This is a genomic window from Pseudomonas frederiksbergensis (genome assembly GCF_003732665.1).
In the GTDB taxonomy this organism is placed as follows: domain Bacteria; phylum Pseudomonadota; class Gammaproteobacteria; order Pseudomonadales; family Pseudomonadaceae; genus Aquipseudomonas; species Aquipseudomonas frederiksbergensis_G.
In genome coordinates this window covers 148074-163377 of record NZ_MOBP01000014.1, presented here as the reverse complement: position 1 = coordinate 163377, position 15304 = coordinate 148074, and the positions used below count along the sequence as shown (strand labels likewise).

The 15304-nt window shown below is 61.7% G+C and carries 13 protein-coding genes; 8 read left to right on the top strand and 5 right to left on the bottom strand.

Going from position 1 to position 15304, the window contains the following annotated elements; translation table 11 throughout:
* Nucleotides 1–155 precede the first annotated feature (155 nt).
* Nucleotides 156–1523 (top strand): NAD(P)-dependent oxidoreductase, encoded by a 1368-nt coding sequence (locus BK665_RS22620; protein WP_123408838.1) that lies wholly within the window; start codon nt 156–158, stop codon nt 1521–1523.
* On the top strand, nt 1524–2798 hold the full coding sequence (gene preA, locus BK665_RS22615) for an NAD-dependent dihydropyrimidine dehydrogenase subunit PreA (protein WP_123408837.1): 1275 nt from the start codon (nt 1524–1526) through the stop codon (nt 2796–2798).
* A 113-nt stretch (nt 2799–2911) separates the two neighbouring features.
* On the opposite strand, the gene BK665_RS22610 is transcribed toward preA, so the two are convergent.
* On the bottom strand, nt 2912–3532 hold the full coding sequence (locus tag BK665_RS22610; protein ID WP_123408836.1) for a TetR/AcrR family transcriptional regulator: 621 nt from the start codon (nt 3530–3532) through the stop codon (nt 2912–2914).
* Nucleotides 3533–3678: 146 nt separating this feature from the next.
* Here BK665_RS22610 and copC point away from each other — a divergent pair, with 146 nt between their 5' ends.
* On the top strand, nt 3679–4041 hold the full coding sequence (copC, locus tag BK665_RS22605) for a copper homeostasis periplasmic binding protein CopC (protein ID WP_123408835.1): 363 nt from the start codon (nt 3679–3681) through the stop codon (nt 4039–4041).
* A 3-nt stretch (nt 4042–4044) separates the two neighbouring features.
* On the top strand, nt 4045–4905 hold the full coding sequence (gene copD, locus BK665_RS22600) for a copper homeostasis membrane protein CopD (protein ID WP_123408834.1): 861 nt from the start codon (nt 4045–4047) through the stop codon (nt 4903–4905).
* A gap of 104 nt (nt 4906–5009) precedes the next feature.
* On the opposite strand, the gene BK665_RS22590 is transcribed toward copD, so the two are convergent.
* The gene (locus BK665_RS22590; protein ID WP_123408833.1) at nt 5010–6170 is read right to left on the bottom strand and encodes an HlyD family secretion protein; all 1161 of its coding nucleotides are present in this window, start codon (nt 6168–6170) and stop codon (nt 5010–5012) included.
* Nucleotides 6167–7831 (bottom strand): MFS transporter, encoded by a 1665-nt coding sequence (locus BK665_RS22585; RefSeq protein ID WP_123408832.1) that lies wholly within the window; start codon nt 7829–7831, stop codon nt 6167–6169. The genes BK665_RS22590 and BK665_RS22585 overlap by 4 nt, the downstream gene beginning before the upstream one ends.
* 292 nt (nt 7832–8123) lie before the next feature.
* Here BK665_RS22585 and BK665_RS22575 point away from each other — a divergent pair, with 292 nt between their 5' ends.
* The 4 genes from BK665_RS22575 to BK665_RS22555 all read left to right on the top strand — a co-directional run bounded on the left by BK665_RS22575 (nt 8124) and on the right by BK665_RS22555 (nt 12432).
* Nucleotides 8124–9419: an OprD family porin gene (locus tag BK665_RS22575; RefSeq protein ID WP_123408831.1), complete on the top strand. Its 1296-nt coding sequence runs from the start codon at nt 8124–8126 to the stop codon at nt 9417–9419.
* 285 nt (nt 9420–9704) lie between these two features.
* Nucleotides 9705–10523, top strand: coding sequence for an NAD-dependent epimerase/dehydratase family protein (locus BK665_RS22565; protein WP_123408829.1), 819 nt, complete (start codon nt 9705–9707; stop codon nt 10521–10523).
* 26 nt (nt 10524–10549) lie between these two features.
* The gene (locus BK665_RS22560) at nt 10550–11440 is read left to right on the top strand and encodes an SMP-30/gluconolactonase/LRE family protein (protein ID WP_123408828.1); all 891 of its coding nucleotides are present in this window, start codon (nt 10550–10552) and stop codon (nt 11438–11440) included.
* Between the two features lie 125 nt (nt 11441–11565).
* A complete protein-coding gene (locus BK665_RS22555) occupies nt 11566–12432 on the top strand; it encodes an aldose 1-epimerase (RefSeq protein ID WP_123408827.1) in 867 nt (288 codons plus the stop codon).
* On the opposite strand, the gene BK665_RS22550 is transcribed toward BK665_RS22555, so the two are convergent.
* Both BK665_RS22550 and ercA read right to left on the bottom strand, forming a co-directional pair.
* Nucleotides 12429–14156, bottom strand: a complete 1728-nt coding sequence (locus BK665_RS22550; protein WP_123408826.1) for a PAS domain-containing hybrid sensor histidine kinase/response regulator — start codon at nt 14154–14156, stop codon at nt 12429–12431. The genes BK665_RS22555 and BK665_RS22550 overlap by 4 nt on opposite strands.
* Nucleotides 14140–15303, bottom strand: a complete 1164-nt coding sequence (gene ercA, locus BK665_RS22545; RefSeq protein WP_123408825.1) for an alcohol dehydrogenase-like regulatory protein ErcA — start codon at nt 15301–15303, stop codon at nt 14140–14142. Before ercA ends, BK665_RS22550 begins: the two co-directional genes overlap by 17 nt.
* Nucleotide 15304 lies beyond the last annotated feature (1 nt).

Sequence of the window (15304 nt, the reverse complement as noted above, 5' to 3'; positions counted from 1 at the left end):
TCGAGGCCTTCGGCCTTCGCGAGCAAGCCCGCTCCCACATTTGGAATGCGTCCCCCTGTAGGAGCGAGGCTTGCCCGCGAAGAGGCCGGCCCAGACACTACAAAACCCACTGCCCACCAGAGGCAGACACCTCAAAAACCATGAGGCCTTAAACCGTGATCAAGACCCTGAACCACCTCCCGCATCCCTACGAGAATGCGGCCGCCCTCGCCGGCCATTTCACCGACCTGGCGCCGCCGCTCAACGACCGTCAGGCCCATCTGGAAGCCTCGCGCTGTCTGTACTGCTACGACGCGCCGTGCGTGAATGCCTGTCCGAGCGAGATCGATATTCCGTCGTTCATCCGCAATATCCACACGGAAAACGTCCAGGGCGCTGCGCAGAAAATCCTTTCGGCGAACATCCTCGGCGGCAGTTGCGCCCGGGTGTGCCCGACGGAAATCCTGTGTCAGCAGGCTTGTGTGCGCAACAACGACCATGAGTGCGCACCGGTGTTGATCGGCCTGCTGCAACGCTACGCTGTGGACAACGCGCACTTCAGCGAACATCCGTTTCAGCGCGCCGCCGCCACCGGCAAGCGCATCGCCGTGGTCGGTGCCGGCCCGGCGGGTTTGTCCTGCGCTCACCGCAGCGCCATGCACGGCCATGACGTGGTGATCTTCGAAGCCCGGGAAAAGGCTGGCGGCCTCAACGAATACGGGATCGCCAAGTACAAGCTGATGGACGATTACGCGCAAAAGGAACTGGATTTTCTGCTGCAAATCGGTGGCATCGAGATCCGTCACGGACACAAACTCGGCGAGAACCTGACCCTCAGTGAGCTGCACCAGCAATTTGATGCCGTGTTCCTCGGCCTCGGCCTGGCCGCCAGTAAACAACTCGGTCTGGATCACGAAGATGCCCCAGGCCTGGTCGCCGCCACCGATTACATCCGCGAACTGCGCCAGGCCGATGACCTGACGCAACTGCCGCTGGCTGACCGTTGCATCGTCCTCGGCGCCGGCAACACCGCGATCGACATGGCGGTGCAAATGGCACGACTCGGTGCCCACGACGTGAATCTGGTCTATCGCCGTGGCGTCGAGGACATGGGCGCCACCGGTCATGAGCAGGACATCGCCAAGGCGAATCAGGTGCGCTTGCTGACCTGGGCACAGCCTGAAGAAGTGCTGCTCGACGACCAGGGCAATGTGCGCGGGATGCGTTTTGCTCGCACGCACATGGTCGAAGGTCGCCTGCAAACCACCGGGCAAACCTTCGAACTGGCCGCCGACGCGATCTTCAAAGCCATCGGCCAGGCTTTCGACGGCAGCGCCCTCGCCGACCCGTTGGCCCGGGAACTCAAGCGCCAGGGCGAGCGCATTCAGGTGGACGAAAACCTGCGCACCAGCATCCCCGGCGTGTATGCCGGCGGCGACTGCACCAGCCTCGATCAGGACCTGACCGTGCAAGCGGTGCAACACGGAAAATTGGCCGCCGAAGCGATCAACGCCCAACTCATGCTCAACGTGGAGGCCGCGTAAATGGCTGATCTCTCGATTGTCTTCGCCGGCATCAAAGCCCCCAATCCGTTCTGGCTGGCCTCCGCGCCACCCACCGACAAAGCCTACAACGTGGTCCGCGCCTTCGAGGCCGGTTGGGGTGGCGTGGTCTGGAAAACCCTGGGTGAAGACCCGGCGGCGGTTAACGTGTCTTCGCGATACTCGGCGCACTTTGGCGCCAACCGCGAGGTCATGGGCATTAACAACATTGAGCTGATCACCGACCGCTCCCTCGAGATCAACCTGCGGGAAATCACCCAGGTCAAAAAGGACTGGCCGGACCGCGCGTTGATCGTGTCGCTGATGGTGCCGTGTGTCGAAGAGTCGTGGAAATTCATCCTGCCGCTGGTGGAAGCCACCGGCGCCGATGGCATCGAGCTGAATTTCGGTTGCCCCCACGGCATGCCGGAACGCGGGATGGGCGCGGCGGTCGGCCAAGTGCCGGAGTACGTCGAACAGGTCACACGTTGGTGCAAGACCTATTGCTCGCTGCCGGTGATCGTCAAGCTCACGCCGAACATCACCGACATCCGCGTCGCCGCCCGTGCGGCCCACCGTGGCGGCGCCGATGCCGTGTCGCTGATCAATACGATCAACTCGATCACCAGCGTCAACCTGGAACAAATGGTCGCCATCCCCACCGTCGGCCATCAAAGCACCCACGGCGGTTATTGCGGCTCGGCGGTGAAGCCGATTGCCCTGAACATGGTCGCGGAAATCGCCCGCGACCCGCAGACCCAGGGCCTGCCGATCTGCGGCATTGGCGGCATCGGCAGTTGGCGCGACGCGGCGGAATTCATCGCGTTGGGCAGTGGCGCGGTGCAGGTGTGCACGGCGGCGATGCTGCATGGTTTTCGCATCGTCGATGAAATGAAGGACGGTTTATCGCGCTGGATGGACAGTCAGGGCTATGCCAGCGTGTCGGAATTTTCCGGGCGGGCGGTGGGCAATACCACCGATTGGAAGTACCTCGACATCAACTATCAGGTGATTGCGAAGATTGATCAGGAGGCGTGTATTGGCTGTGGGCGTTGCCACATTGCTTGCGAGGATACGTCGCACCAGGCGATTGCCAGCCTCAGGCAGGCGGACGGGACGCATAAATATGAAGTGATCGATGATGAGTGCGTGGGCTGCAATCTGTGCCAGATAACATGTCCGGTGGCGGATTGTATTGAAATGGTGCCGATGGATACCGGCAAGCCGTTTCTGGATTGGAATCATGATCCGAGGAATCCGTACCACGTCGCGGTTTGATGGTTGATCGTTCCCACGCTCTGCGTGGGAATGCAGCCCGGGACGCTCCGCGTCCCATTGGAACGCGGAGCGTCCCTTGAGGCATTCCCACGCGGAGCGTGGGAACGATCCTGTCAGGGCTCCAACCCGATCCCGCGCAATATCACGCTGGTCACCGTCTGCACCGCCCGCTCGAACTGCATGTCCGATAACGGCTGATGCTCATTCAGGATATTCACCTGGTGATCAAAGTCCGCGTAGTGCTGGGTCGAGGCCCAGATCATGTACAGCAGCGCCGAAGGCTCCACCGGCAGGATGCGTTTGTCCTCCACCCACTGGCGAATTTTCGCTTCTTTCATCTTGGCCCAGTCGTACAGGCTCACGTCCAGTTTCTCACCGAGGGTCGGGGCGCCGTGGATGATTTCGTTGGCCCAGACTTTCGAACCGTAGGGCCGGCTGCGGGAGTGGTTCATCTTGGCGCGGATGTAGCTGCTGAGCACCACCCGCGGGTCGTCGAACATCTCGAAACACAAGGCGTCCTGCTTCCACACTTCCAGCAGGTCGAACAGCACCGCGCTGTACAACTCACCCTTGGTGCTGAAGTAGTAATGCAGATTGGAGCGCGGCAGTTGCACTTCGGCGGCGATGTCGGCCATGGCGGTGCTGCCGAAGCCCTTTTCGGCGAAAACCTTCTCGGCCCCCAGCAGGATTTTCTCGACGTTACTGCGACGAATCTCGATCTTGTGATTGCCCATGAGGGCTCCCTGACTACAGCGTTGCCCAAGACTAGCATCCGCTCTGGATCGCGGCGACAGGCCTTTTTTACAGCGTAAACATTTCCGGGCGTCTACCGTTCATGCTTAAGTAACGCCCATTCATCTGCCCCGGAAGGAAATTGACCATGCTGCTGAAAAAAGCCCTGACCACCGCTGCCCTTCTCGGCTCGCTGCTCGCCGCTTCCTCGGTGCTCGCCCATGCCCATTTGAAAAGCCAGACCCCGGCTGCCGACAGCACCGTCGCGGCCCCGGCGGATTTGCGCCTGACCTTTACTGAAGGCGTCGAAGCCAGTTTCACCAAAGTCACCCTGACCAAGGATGGCGCCCCCGTGGCGGTCAAGCCGTTGACCACGGAAAACGACAAGAAAACCCTGATCGTGACCCCTGCCGCGCCATTGACCGCCGGCGCTTATAAAGTCGAATGGCACGCCGTGTCGGTCGACACCCACAAAAGCGAAGGCGCCTACAGCTTCAAGGTTGGCCAATAATTCATGACCGACGCGCTGGTGCTGTGCCGCTTCCTGCATTTTGTGGTGGTGTTGATGTTGTTCGGGGCCGGAGTGTTCCGGCCGTTGTTGCTGGACGCTGACGCCGGGCATTTGGATCGGCAACTGGCGCGGATCACCCGCTGGCTGACCGCCGTGGCGCTGGTCAGCGGCGTGACCTGGCTACTATTGATCACCGCCAGCATGGCCGGGGCCTGGGACGCGGCGTTTGATCCGCCGACCCTGGGCCTGGTGCTGGGCAATACCTTTTTCGGCCAGGTGTGGAGCTGGCACTTGCTGCTCAACGCCTTGTTGATGGTGTTGCTGCTGACGCCGTTGGGCGCGAATGTACCGCTGAGACTGCTCGTCAGTGGTCTGCTGCTGGCGACTCTCGCGCCGGTCGGTCATGGCGCGATGCTCGACGGCCTCAGCGGCCAATTGCTGATCCTCAACCAGATCATTCACCTGACCTGCGTCAGTGCCTGGCTTGGGGGGTTGTTGTTGCTGGTGATGATTCTGCGCCACCCGTCCGGGTACTCGCTGAGCACCATTCTGCGGCGCTTTAGCGGTGTAGGTTATGGCTTGGTGGCGGGACTGGTGATCACCGGGTTAATCAACGTGCGCGTGCTCACCGGGGCGTTTTGGCCGACGCCGTTGTTCTCCGGGTTTGCCCTGATTCTGTTGATCAAGGTGCTGCTGGTGGCGCTGATGCTGGGGCTGGCGTTGTTCAATCGGTTGCGCATCAAAGATTGCGAGCGGCGGGTTGGTGCGCTGAAAACCAGTGTGATGCTGGAGTGGTTGCTGGGGATGGGCGCGGTGGCGGCGGTTTCGCTACTGGGCACCATGCCCCCGATGATTGCAGGTTAACCCCGCCATCCCCTGTGGGAGCGAGCCTGCTCGCGAATGCGATCTATCAGCCGACATCTATGTTGCCTGACACACCGCATTCGCGAGCAGGCTCGCTCCCACATTTAGTTTTGTGTGGTGTCTGGGGTATCGCTGTGTCCTTGCGCTGCGGTATCAATGCTGACCACCACCGACATCCCCGGCCTTAACCGTTCACTCTGCTCCTGCCCCTCATCCACGGTAATCCGCACCGGCACTCGCTGAGCGATCTTGACGAAGTTGCCGGTGGCGTTGTCGGCCTGCAACAAACTGAATTCCGACCCGGTGGCCGGGGAAATCCGCTGCACCTTGCCCTTGAATTTACGATGGTCGAGGGCATCGACGGTGAAGCTCACCGGTTGGCCGACGCGCACGTCGTCCATCTGGGTTTCCTTCATGTTGGCGATCACCCACAACTGGTTCGGCACCAGCGCCATCAACTGCGCGCCGGAGTTGACGTAGGCCCCGAGGCGCACGCCGATCTGCCCGAGTTGGCCGTCACGCGGGGCGATGACGCGGGTGTTGGACAGGTCGATCCGCGCCAGTTGCACCGCCGCTTCCGCACTCGCCACCGCCGCTTCCAGCGAACCGCGATTAACGATCACCGTTTGCAAATCCTGGCGGGCGATTTCCAGATTGGCTTGGGCCTGGGCCACGGCGGCGATGGTCTGGGCGTTGGCGGCCAGGGTCACGTCCAGTTCGCGCTTGGACACGGAGCCGTCATTGATCAGCTCTTTGTTGCGGCGCAGATCGGCTTCACTCTTGCGCTGCTGTGCCTGACTGTCAGCGACCGCCGCCTGACGCAACTTGATGGTCGCTTCGGCGCTGTTGCGTTGCTGCACCACGTTGGCCAGCGCGGCTTTCTGCACCGCCAGTTGCGCCAGGGACTGATCGAGGTGCTGCTTGTAGATGCGGTCGTCGAGGCGCACCAGCAAATCGCCGGCCTTCACAAACTGGAAATCCGTCACCGGCACTTCGTACACGTAGCCGCTGAGCTGCGGGCCGATGATCGTCACTTGGCCGCGCACCAGGGCGTTTTCCGTGGTTTCCACGGCGCTGCTGAACGGCGGCAGTTGCCAGGCGTACAACACGATCAGCACGCCGACGATGGCAATCGCCGCGAAGCCCATGGACGAGATAATCCGCACCCGCAACGAGCGCGGTTCGGTGGCCGGCGCGGACGGTGGCGCCACGCCTTCGGGGGTGGCGGCGATGGCGTTGGTGGTCGTGGTGGTCGGTTCAGTCATGAAGAAGTGGCACCGCTGGGTTGAACGGAAGGTGTGGCAGGCCCTGGGGCGACGGCTTGGGTGGTGCTCATCAGCCACAGGGCGCGAATGGAAATCCAGATCATGGTCAGCACCGCGATCACGGCGATCAGCATGAACACATCGTTATAGGCCAGCACGTTGGCTTCGCGAGTGGCGGCCGTTGCCAGGCTTCGGATGCCCTGAAGGTTGCGCAGGCTCGGGTCGGCGATTATCGAGCCGACCGCGTTGCCGCCGCTCTGCACCCGCGCTGCGACACGCGGGTCCATCATCGTCAGGTGTTCGACGATGTTGCTGGAATGGAATTTCTCGCGAACGATCTGGAACGTGCCGAGCAACGCCGCGCCGATCAAGCCGCCGAGGTTCTGGCAGATCCCGAACAGCACGGAAAAACTCACCAGGTTGCGCGGGTTGGTCAACACCCGGCGCGTGCCCAGGACCATGGTCGGACCGAGGAAAAACGTGCCGCCGAAGGCCAGCAGAAACTGGCTGAAGTATATGTTTTCCGGGCGGGTCAGGTTGTTCGAGTAGCTGTCCATCACCGAGCCGACCGCCATCAAAGCGAGGGACACGATCAGCGGCATGAACAGGTGTTTGGGGTCGATGGTCAGGGCGCTGGTGGCCAGGCCCGCGATGCTGCCCAGCAGCATCACCACATAGAGGCTGTGCAGTTGCTGATTGCTCATGTTCAGCATCTGCATGAAGCCGACCGCGCCGGTGGATTGCTCGGACAACACCATGCGAATCAGGATCACCGCCAGGGCCAGGCGAATCATCACGCCGCTGCCGAGCCAGCGGGTCATCAGCAGCGGGTTGCTGCGGTTATGTTCGATGGCCAGTCCCGCAAGGATCAGCACGATGGAGGCCGCCGAAGCAATGCCAATCCACGGCGCTTCCAGCCACCAGTCAATGCGTCCCAGGGACAGCACGGCGCAGAGCAAGGCCACGCCCGTGGCGAGAATGGCGAAGGTCAGGAAGTCGAGTTTTTCGAAGGTCTTGAAGCGGTCCCCGGGCGGCAACTTGAGCAGGAATACGCAGCCCAATGTCAGCAGCGCCATGCCCAACTCGAACAGATACAGCCCACGCCACTCGGCGATTTGCATCAGGTCTTCGGAGAACAGTCGCGCCAGCGGCAGCGCCAGTTGCGACGCACCGAGCCCGAGCACCAGCGCTTTCATCCGCCATTTCGCCGGGAACGCCTGGATCATGTAATACAGGCCCAACGAACTCAGCGCCGCGCCGACCATGCCGTGGGCTGCGCGCACGGCGATGGCCGAACTCAAATCGTTGACGAACAAGTGGCCGAAGGTCACCAGGGCGTAGAGCACCAGGAACACTTCGGTGAATGCGCGCAAGCCGAACTGCTGGCGAAACTTCACCAGCAGCAGGTTCATCGACACGTTGGTCATCACGTACGCCGCCGGCAACCAGGCCATCTCGGCGGTGGTCGCGCCGAGCGCGCCTTGCAGGTAAGGCAGGTTGGCGATCACCAGGGAATTGCCGAGGCCACCGGTCAACGCCACCAGCAACCCCACCAACGCATAGGCCAGGCGTTTGGGGTTGGAGTGATCGGGTGTCGAAGGAGAACCGGGCAGACTGGGCCGTTCGTGGGGTTGCCAGTTGCGCGGGGCGTAATGATCCATTCAAAGGCCTTGTTCTGAGGACCGTGCCAGTTTGCCGGAAATCCGCAGGCAACACACATCCCCTGTGGGAGCGGGCTTGCTCGCGAAGGCGTTGTGTCAGGTGACGTTGATGTTGAACGTGCCGCCGCTTTCGCGAGCAAGCCCGCTCCCACAGGGTTTGTGTTTTTATCGCCATGTCATCGTACAACTTCTGATTGACAACCCCGTAAAGCCGCGCAAATAATCGCCGCCATGTTGTACGACGACGTATAACAAACAATAAAAACAACAAGAAGCAAAAGGGATCGTCACTGTGAGCAAACTCGTCCGCCATTCCTCCGTCTGCACCCCTCGTCCCACGTTCGTCCGCCGCCACACCCTGAGCTTGATCGGTTGCAGCAGCCTGGCTCTCGCCTTGCCCATGAGCGGCCACGCCGAAGGTTTCGTCGATGACGCCAGCGCCACGCTGAACCTGCGCAACGCCTATTTCAATCGCAACTTCACCAACCCGGCCTACCCCCAGGGCAAGGCTGAAGAGTGGACGCAAAACTTCATCCTCGACGCCAAGTCCGGCTTCACCCAGGGCACGGTGGGTTTCGGTGTGGACGTGCTGGGCCTGTACTCGCTGAAACTCGATGGCGGCAAAGGCACCGGTGGCACGCAATTGCTGCCGCTGGATCACGACGGTCGTCCGGCGGACAGCTTCGGGCGCACCAACGTCGCGTTGAAGGCCAAGTTTTCCAAGACTGAATTGAAGGTCGGCGAATGGATGCCAGTGCTGCCGGTGTTGCGCTCGGACGACGGCCGTTCCCTGCCCCAGACCTTTCGCGGCGGCCAAGTGACGTCCAGCGAAATCGACGGCCTCAAGCTCTACGGCGGCCAGTTCCGCGCCAACAGCCCGCGCAACGATTCGAGCATGGACGACATGTCGATGAACGGCAAAGCCGCGTTCACCTCGGACCGTTTCAACTTCGGCGGCGGCGAATACACCTTCAATGAAAAGCGCACGCTGGTCGGCGTCTGGTACTCGCAACTCAGCGACATTTACCAGCAAGAATATTTCAACCTGAGCCACAGCCAACCCATCGGCGACTGGACCCTGGGCGCCAACCTCGGCTTCTTCACCGGCAAGGAGGACGGCAGCGCCCTGGCCGGCGACCTCGACAACAAAACCACTTTCGCCATGCTCTCGGCCAAGTACGGCGGCAGCACTTTTTATGTCGGCCTGCAAAAACTTACGGGCGACGATGCCTGGATGCGCGTCAACGGCACCAGCGGCGGCACCCTGGCCAACGACAGCTACAACTCCAGCTACGACAACGCCAAGGAAAAATCCTGGCAACTGCGCCACGACTACAACTTCGTCGCCCTCGGCATCCCCGGCCTGACCCTGATGAACCGCTACATCAGCGGCGATAACGTGCACACCGGGGCGATTACCGATGGCAAGGAATGGGGCCGCGAATCGGAACTGGCCTATACCGTGCAGAGCGGCGTGCTGAAGAACCTCAACGTGAAATGGCGCAATGCGAGTATTCGCAAAAACTTCAGCACCAATGAGTTTGATGAGAACCGGATTTTTGTGAGCTATCCGATTTCGTTGTTGTGAGGCGAGCATTGGCATAAGGAGCGACTCAATCCCTGTGGCGAGCGAGCTTGCTCGCGCTGGAGTGCGAAGCGCTCCCAACTATTTTGGGTCTGCTGCGCAGCCCAGCGGGAGCAAGCTCCCTCGCCACAGCAAGCTCCCTCGCCACAAGAGCATTGAGCAACTCATTGACCCTCCGTCAATTTCCATCACCAACGCGTTGACAACCACCGGACAGGCTAACGATACTCCGCCCAAGTCATACGACAACTTACAACAACCGCAATGACGCCGAATTCAGGAATTTCCATGACCACGACATCCCCTGCCCCTTTCAATCGCCTGCTGCTGACCGGTGCCGCCGGTGGCCTCGGCAAAGTCCTGCGTGAAACCCTGCGCCCCTACGCCAATGTGATTCGTCTGTCGGACATCGCCGACATCGCCCCGGCCATCGATGACCGCGAAGAAGTCGTGACCTGCGACCTCGCCGACAAGCAAGCCGTGCATCAACTGGTCGAAGGCGTGGACGCGATCCTGCACTTTGGTGGCGTGTCCACCGAGCACGCTTTCGAAGAGATCCTCGGCGCGAACATCTGCGGCGTGTTCCACATCTATGAAGCCGCCCGGCGCCACGGCGTGAAGCGGGTGATCTTCGCCAGTTCCAACCACGTCATCGGCTTCTATAAGCAGGACGAAGTGATCGACGCTCGCTCGCCGCGCCGCCCGGACAGTTATTACGGTTTGTCCAAGTCCTACGGCGAAGACGTTGCCAGCTTCTACTTCGATCGCTACGGCATCGAGACCGTCAGCGTGCGCATCGGCTCTTCGTTCCCGGAACCGCAAAACCGCCGCATGATGAGCACCTGGTTGAGCTTCGGCGACCTGACCCAATTGCTGGAACGTGCGCTGTACGCGCCGAATGTCGGCCACACCATTGTCTACGGCGTTTCCGACAACAAGAACGTCTGGTGGGACAACCGCTACGCCGCTGGCCTGGGTTATGTGCCCCGGGACAACTCCGAAGTATTCCGCGACAAGATCGAAGCACAACCGATGCCGGCCGCAGATGACCCGGCGATGGTGTATCAGGGTGGCGCGTTTGTCGCGTCCGGCCCGTTCGGCGACTAAACCAACCTCCAAAGGAATGAGTCGCCATGCAAGCCGAATTGATTGTCGATGCCCGTAACGCCGTCGGTGAAAGTCCGGTCTGGGTGCCTGAGGAAAACGCCCTGTACTGGGTCGACATTCCCGCCGGCGGCCTGCAACGCTGGAGCGCCGCGACCGGGCATGTCCATGCCTGGAAAACCCCGGAAATGCTCGCCTGCATTGCCCGTCACAGCGACGGCGGTTGGGTCGCCGGAATGGAAAGCGGCTTCTTTCATCTGCGCCCGCACAACGACGGCAGCCTCGACAGCGAACGACTGGCCCACGTCGACCACACCCGTCCCGACATGCGCCTGAACGATGGGCGCTGCGATCGTCAGGGGCGTTTCTGGGCCGGCAGCATGGTGCTGAACATGGGGGCCAACGCGGCTGAAGGCACGTTGTATCGCTACACCAGCGGACAACAGGGGCCGCTTGAGCCGCAACTCACAGGTTTCATCGTCCCCAACGGCCTGGGTTTCAGCCCCGACGGCCGGACGATGTACCTGTCTGATTCGCATCCACTGGCCCAGCAAATCTGGGCCTTCGACTACGACATCGACAGCGGCACGCCGAGCAATCGGCGGCTGTTCGTCGACATGAATCACTTCAGCGGTCGCCCCGACGGCGCAGCGGTGGATGCCGAGGGCTGCTACTGGATCTGCGCCAACGACGCCGGGCTGATTCACCGCTTTACTCCGGATGGCCGGCTCGACCGTTCCCTCGCCGTGCCGGTGAAGAAACCGACCATGTGCGCGTTTGGTGGCAGTGGGCTGGACACGTTGTTCGTGACCTCGATTCGTCCTGGTGATGACCATGACGAGCAGTCGTTGGCGGGTGGAGTGTTTGCGCTCAATCCCGGAGTCAAAGGCCTGCCTGAACCTCTGTTTCAAGATTGTTGAAACCCTAAAAGATCGCAGCCTTCGGCAGCTCCTACAGGATTGACGTTCGCCCGAATGCAGCCGATCCCTGTAGGAGCTGCCGAAGGCTGCGATCTTTTCAACCCTTCAACGCAGAACGAGATCTCATGAAACTTCTGGAACTCGAAGACGATTTCACCCACCTCACCCTCACCCCCGAACTCGGCGCCAGCATCGTCAACTGGACCGTTCGAAGCACCGGCCAGCCGCTGTTGCGTCACAGTGACCAACAGGCCCTGAACACCGGCCTGCCCGGCAAACTCGGTTGCTACCCGCTGGCCCCCTGGTCGAACCGGATTTCCGAAGGTGGTTTCGACTGCCCCGAAGGCTGGCTCGCCCTGCCCCCCAACAGCCTCACCGATCCCCTGCCGATCCATGGCAGCGCCTGGCAACAGCCGTGGCGAATTGTTTCGCAAAGCCACAACGAAGCCGTCCTGGAACTCGACTGCACAACGCCCTTCGCCTACCGCGCCCGGCAACGTTTCCATCTGAGTGAAGGTCGGTTGAGCATCGAGTTGCAGGTCACTCACCTGGGCGAACACGCGGTGTGGCACGGGCTCGGTTTGCACCCTTACTTTCCGCGCACCGCCAGCACCCGGTTGCAGGCAAGCGCCCGACAGGTCTGGTTGTGCGACTCCGCGAAGCTGCCGACACAACTCAGCCCCTTGCCGGCGGATTGGGATTTCCAACAGCTCAAAGCGCTACCGCAAACCTTGGTGGACAACGGTTTCTGCGAATGGGACGGGCACTGCCTGATCCAGCAACCCGAGCTCGGTTATGAACTGGAATGCCAGGCCAGCGGCTGCGATTACTACCTGCTCTACTGCCCGGTAGGGTTGGGGTTTTTCTGTATCGAACCGGTGAGCCATCCGGTCAACGCCCATCACTTGCCGGGTCGGCCGGGGTTGCGTCTGCTGGAGCGCGGACAATCCACCGAATTGGGTTTCAGCCTGCAATACCGCGAACTCGCCTAGCCCAGCAACTGACTCAAGACCGCGCGCAATTTGCCGGGCTTCACCGGTTTATTCAGCAGCGGCGCGTCGAGCCGTTGCAGCGAGCGGCGGCATTGGTCGGTGCGGTCGGCGGTGATGATCACGGCCGGAATCGCCTGGCCAAAATGCTCGCGCAAGTGCCGCACCACATCGCAGCCCACCACCCCATGATCGAGGTGATAGTCCGCCAGGATCAGTTCCGGCGCCTGTCCCTGCAACGCCGCCAGCGCGGAAAATTCATCCGTGGCGATCACCACTTCACAGCCCCACTGCTCCAGCAGCGCGCTCATGCTTTCAAGGATGCTGACCTCATTGTCCAGCACCAGCAGACGTCGGCCCGGCAGCGGGTTGCCGGTGCCCTGCGTCGGCGCGGCCAGGCTGACCGGCAGCGGCACCTCATGGGAAATCGGCACGTCGATGCTGAACACCGAACCGCGTCCCGGCCAGGAACGCACCTGGACTCGGTAGCCGAGAATCTTGGCGATGCGTTCGACAATCGCCAGCCCCAGGCCCACGCCTTTGCGGTCAGCGGCGCGGCCGACGTCCAGTTGGTTGAATTCGAGGAAGATCGAATGCAGCCGATCCGCTGCAATCCCGCGCCCGGTATCCCAGACTTCCAGGCGCAGCATTTCACCCCGGCGCCGCGCCCCGAGCAGGATGCAGCCCTCGTCGGTATAGCGGCAGGCGTTGCTGAGGAAGTTGCGCAGTATCCGCGTCATCAGGCGCAGGTCGGTGCTGATGGCAAAGTCGCCCATGTGCACCCGCAGGTTCAATCCTGCCGCCTCGGCCACGGACTGGAATTCCGAAACCAACGGGGCGAGTAATTCGTCGAGGCGGTACAGCGCGACATCGGGTTTCACCGCAGCCTGATCGAGCCGGGAAATATCCAGCAAATCGGTGAGCAAATCCTCGGCGCCTTCCAATGCCTGGTGCGTGCGCTCCACCAGCACCTGTTCGACGTCGGGCAACTTGCGTTCGCGCAAGGTCGAGATCAGCAACCGCGCCGCATTCAGCGGTTGCAGCAAGTCGTGGCTGGCGGCGGCAAGGTATTTGTCCTTGCTGCGGTTGGCCGCTTCGGCAGCGTCCCGGGCATCACGCAGGGCCTGGGCGATCTGTTTACGCTGGGTGATCTGCTGTTGCAGGTTGCGGTTGGCTTCGAGCAATTCATCGGTGCGTGCCGTGACCCGCTGCTCCAGTTCATCGTTGAGTTGCTGCAAGCGTTGCTGGGCCAGTTTGCGCTCGGTGATGTCGGCGACAAACCCTTCCACCAGCCCTTCCTGATCGGGCTTGAGCAACAGGTTCATCAGCACGTCGAGGCTGCTGCCGTCCTTGCGCCGCAATTGGGTTTCATAGCCGTGCAGGCTGCGTTCGGTCTGGAGGATTTCGCCGATGCTGGCCAGTTCCTTGGCGCCGCCGACAAACAGGTTGCTCGCCAGGTCCGCCAATGAAAACAGCACCTCCTGCGGACTGTCGTAGCCGAGCATCCGCGCCAGCGCCGGGTTGGCGGCGCGCATGCCTTCCAGCAGGCTGGCCTGGAAGATCCCGTGGACCGCGTTTTCGAACAGCCATTTGTAGCGGTTGCGCTCGGCTTCCAGTTCATCCAGGCGCGCATTGAGCTCCGGGTAGTGACTCTTGCGCGCCGAGTGACTGCCTAACCCGAGTAACCCGGCCAGCGCCCGTTGCTGGTCTTCAGAGGGCTTCGCCATAGACGACCTCGACATCACGCTGACTGGATTCGCGTGGGTTGGTCAGGATGCACGGGTCGTGCATGGCGTGCTGCGACAGGAACGGAATGTCCGCCATGCTGACCCCGTGCAGGCCCAGGGTTTCGTGGAACCCGATGGAATGTTTCAGGGCAATCAGATGGTCGACCAACCGTTTGCAGATTTGCCGGTGATTCAGGCCCCGGCAATCGATGCCGAACGTCTCGGCGATCACCTTGAAGCGGTCCGGCGCCGAGTTGTAGTTGAACGCCACCACGTGCTCCACCAGCACCGCGTTGCACAAGCCATGGGGCAAGTCGAGGAAGCCGCCGAGGCTGTGGGACATGGCGTGCACCGCGCCAAGGATCGCGTTGGAAAACGCCAGCCCGGCCTGCATGCTGCCGAGCATGATTTTCTCGCGCAGGGCGATGTCGGTCGGATTGGCGATCATCTGCACCAAGTTGCCGTTGATCAGGCGCATGGCTTCCAGCGCATGGGGGTCGGTCAACGGGCCGTGGCCGGTGGAGACGAAGGCTTCGATGGCATGCACCAGTGCGTCGATACCGGTACAGGCTGCCAGGAACGGGTCCATGCTCAGGGTGGTTTCCGGGTCGATCAGCGACACGTCCGGCACCACGGCTTTGCTGACGATGGAAAACTTCATGCGTTCTTGCTGGTTGGAAATGATCACGAACTGCGAGACGTCGGCCGAGGTGCCGGCGGTGGTCGGGATCAGGATCAGCGGCGGGCTGGGCACGCGGATGGTGTCCACGCCTTCGAATTCAAGGATGTTGCGGCCGTGGGCGACGACGATGCCGATGCCTTTGCCGCAATCCATCGGGCTGCCGCCGCCGATCGCGACAATCACATCGCAATGGTTTTCCTTGTACAGCTCGGCGCCGAGCATGACTTCTTCGACCCGGGGGTTGGGCGAGACGTCGCTGTACAGGAAGTAATCGATGCCCTGGGCTTGCAGGCTGGCCTCGACATCCGCGACCCAACCGGCGGCAATCACCCCGGGGTCGCTGACCACCAGCACCTTGCGGGCGCCGAAGGTCTTGGCATAGTTGCCGACGTTGTGCCGGCAACCGGCACCGAAGATGATTTCAGGCGACACGAATTTACGCAGCTGGCTGAGACTCTGGCTCATT

Excerpts from the sequence above, each read along its gene's own strand:
- BK665_RS22550 (WP_123408826.1), bottom strand. The coding sequence starts at position 14,156 with ATGGCGAAGCCCTCTGAAGACCAGCAACGGGCGCTGGCCGGGTTACTC.
- BK665_RS22560 (WP_123408828.1), top strand. The coding sequence starts at position 10,550 with ATGCAAGCCGAATTGATTGTCGATGCCCGTAACGCCGTCGGTGAAAGT.
- BK665_RS22610 (WP_123408836.1), bottom strand. The coding sequence starts at position 3,532 with ATGGGCAATCACAAGATCGAGATTCGTCGCAGTAACGTCGAGAAAATC.
- BK665_RS22565 (WP_123408829.1), top strand. The coding sequence starts at position 9,705 with ATGACCACGACATCCCCTGCCCCTTTCAATCGCCTGCTGCTGACCGGT.
- preA (WP_123408837.1), top strand. The coding sequence starts at position 1,524 with ATGGCTGATCTCTCGATTGTCTTCGCCGGCATCAAAGCCCCCAATCCG.
- ercA (WP_123408825.1), bottom strand. The coding sequence starts at position 15,303 with ATGAGCCAGAGTCTCAGCCAGCTGCGTAAATTCGTGTCGCCTGAAATC.
- BK665_RS22590 (WP_123408833.1), bottom strand. The coding sequence starts at position 6,170 with ATGACTGAACCGACCACCACGACCACCAACGCCATCGCCGCCACCCCC.
- BK665_RS22585 (WP_123408832.1), bottom strand. The coding sequence starts at position 7,831 with ATGGATCATTACGCCCCGCGCAACTGGCAACCCCACGAACGGCCCAGT.
- copC (WP_123408835.1), top strand. The coding sequence starts at position 3,679 with ATGCTGCTGAAAAAAGCCCTGACCACCGCTGCCCTTCTCGGCTCGCTG.
- BK665_RS22555 (WP_123408827.1), top strand. The coding sequence starts at position 11,566 with ATGAAACTTCTGGAACTCGAAGACGATTTCACCCACCTCACCCTCACC.
- copD (WP_123408834.1), top strand. The coding sequence starts at position 4,045 with ATGACCGACGCGCTGGTGCTGTGCCGCTTCCTGCATTTTGTGGTGGTG.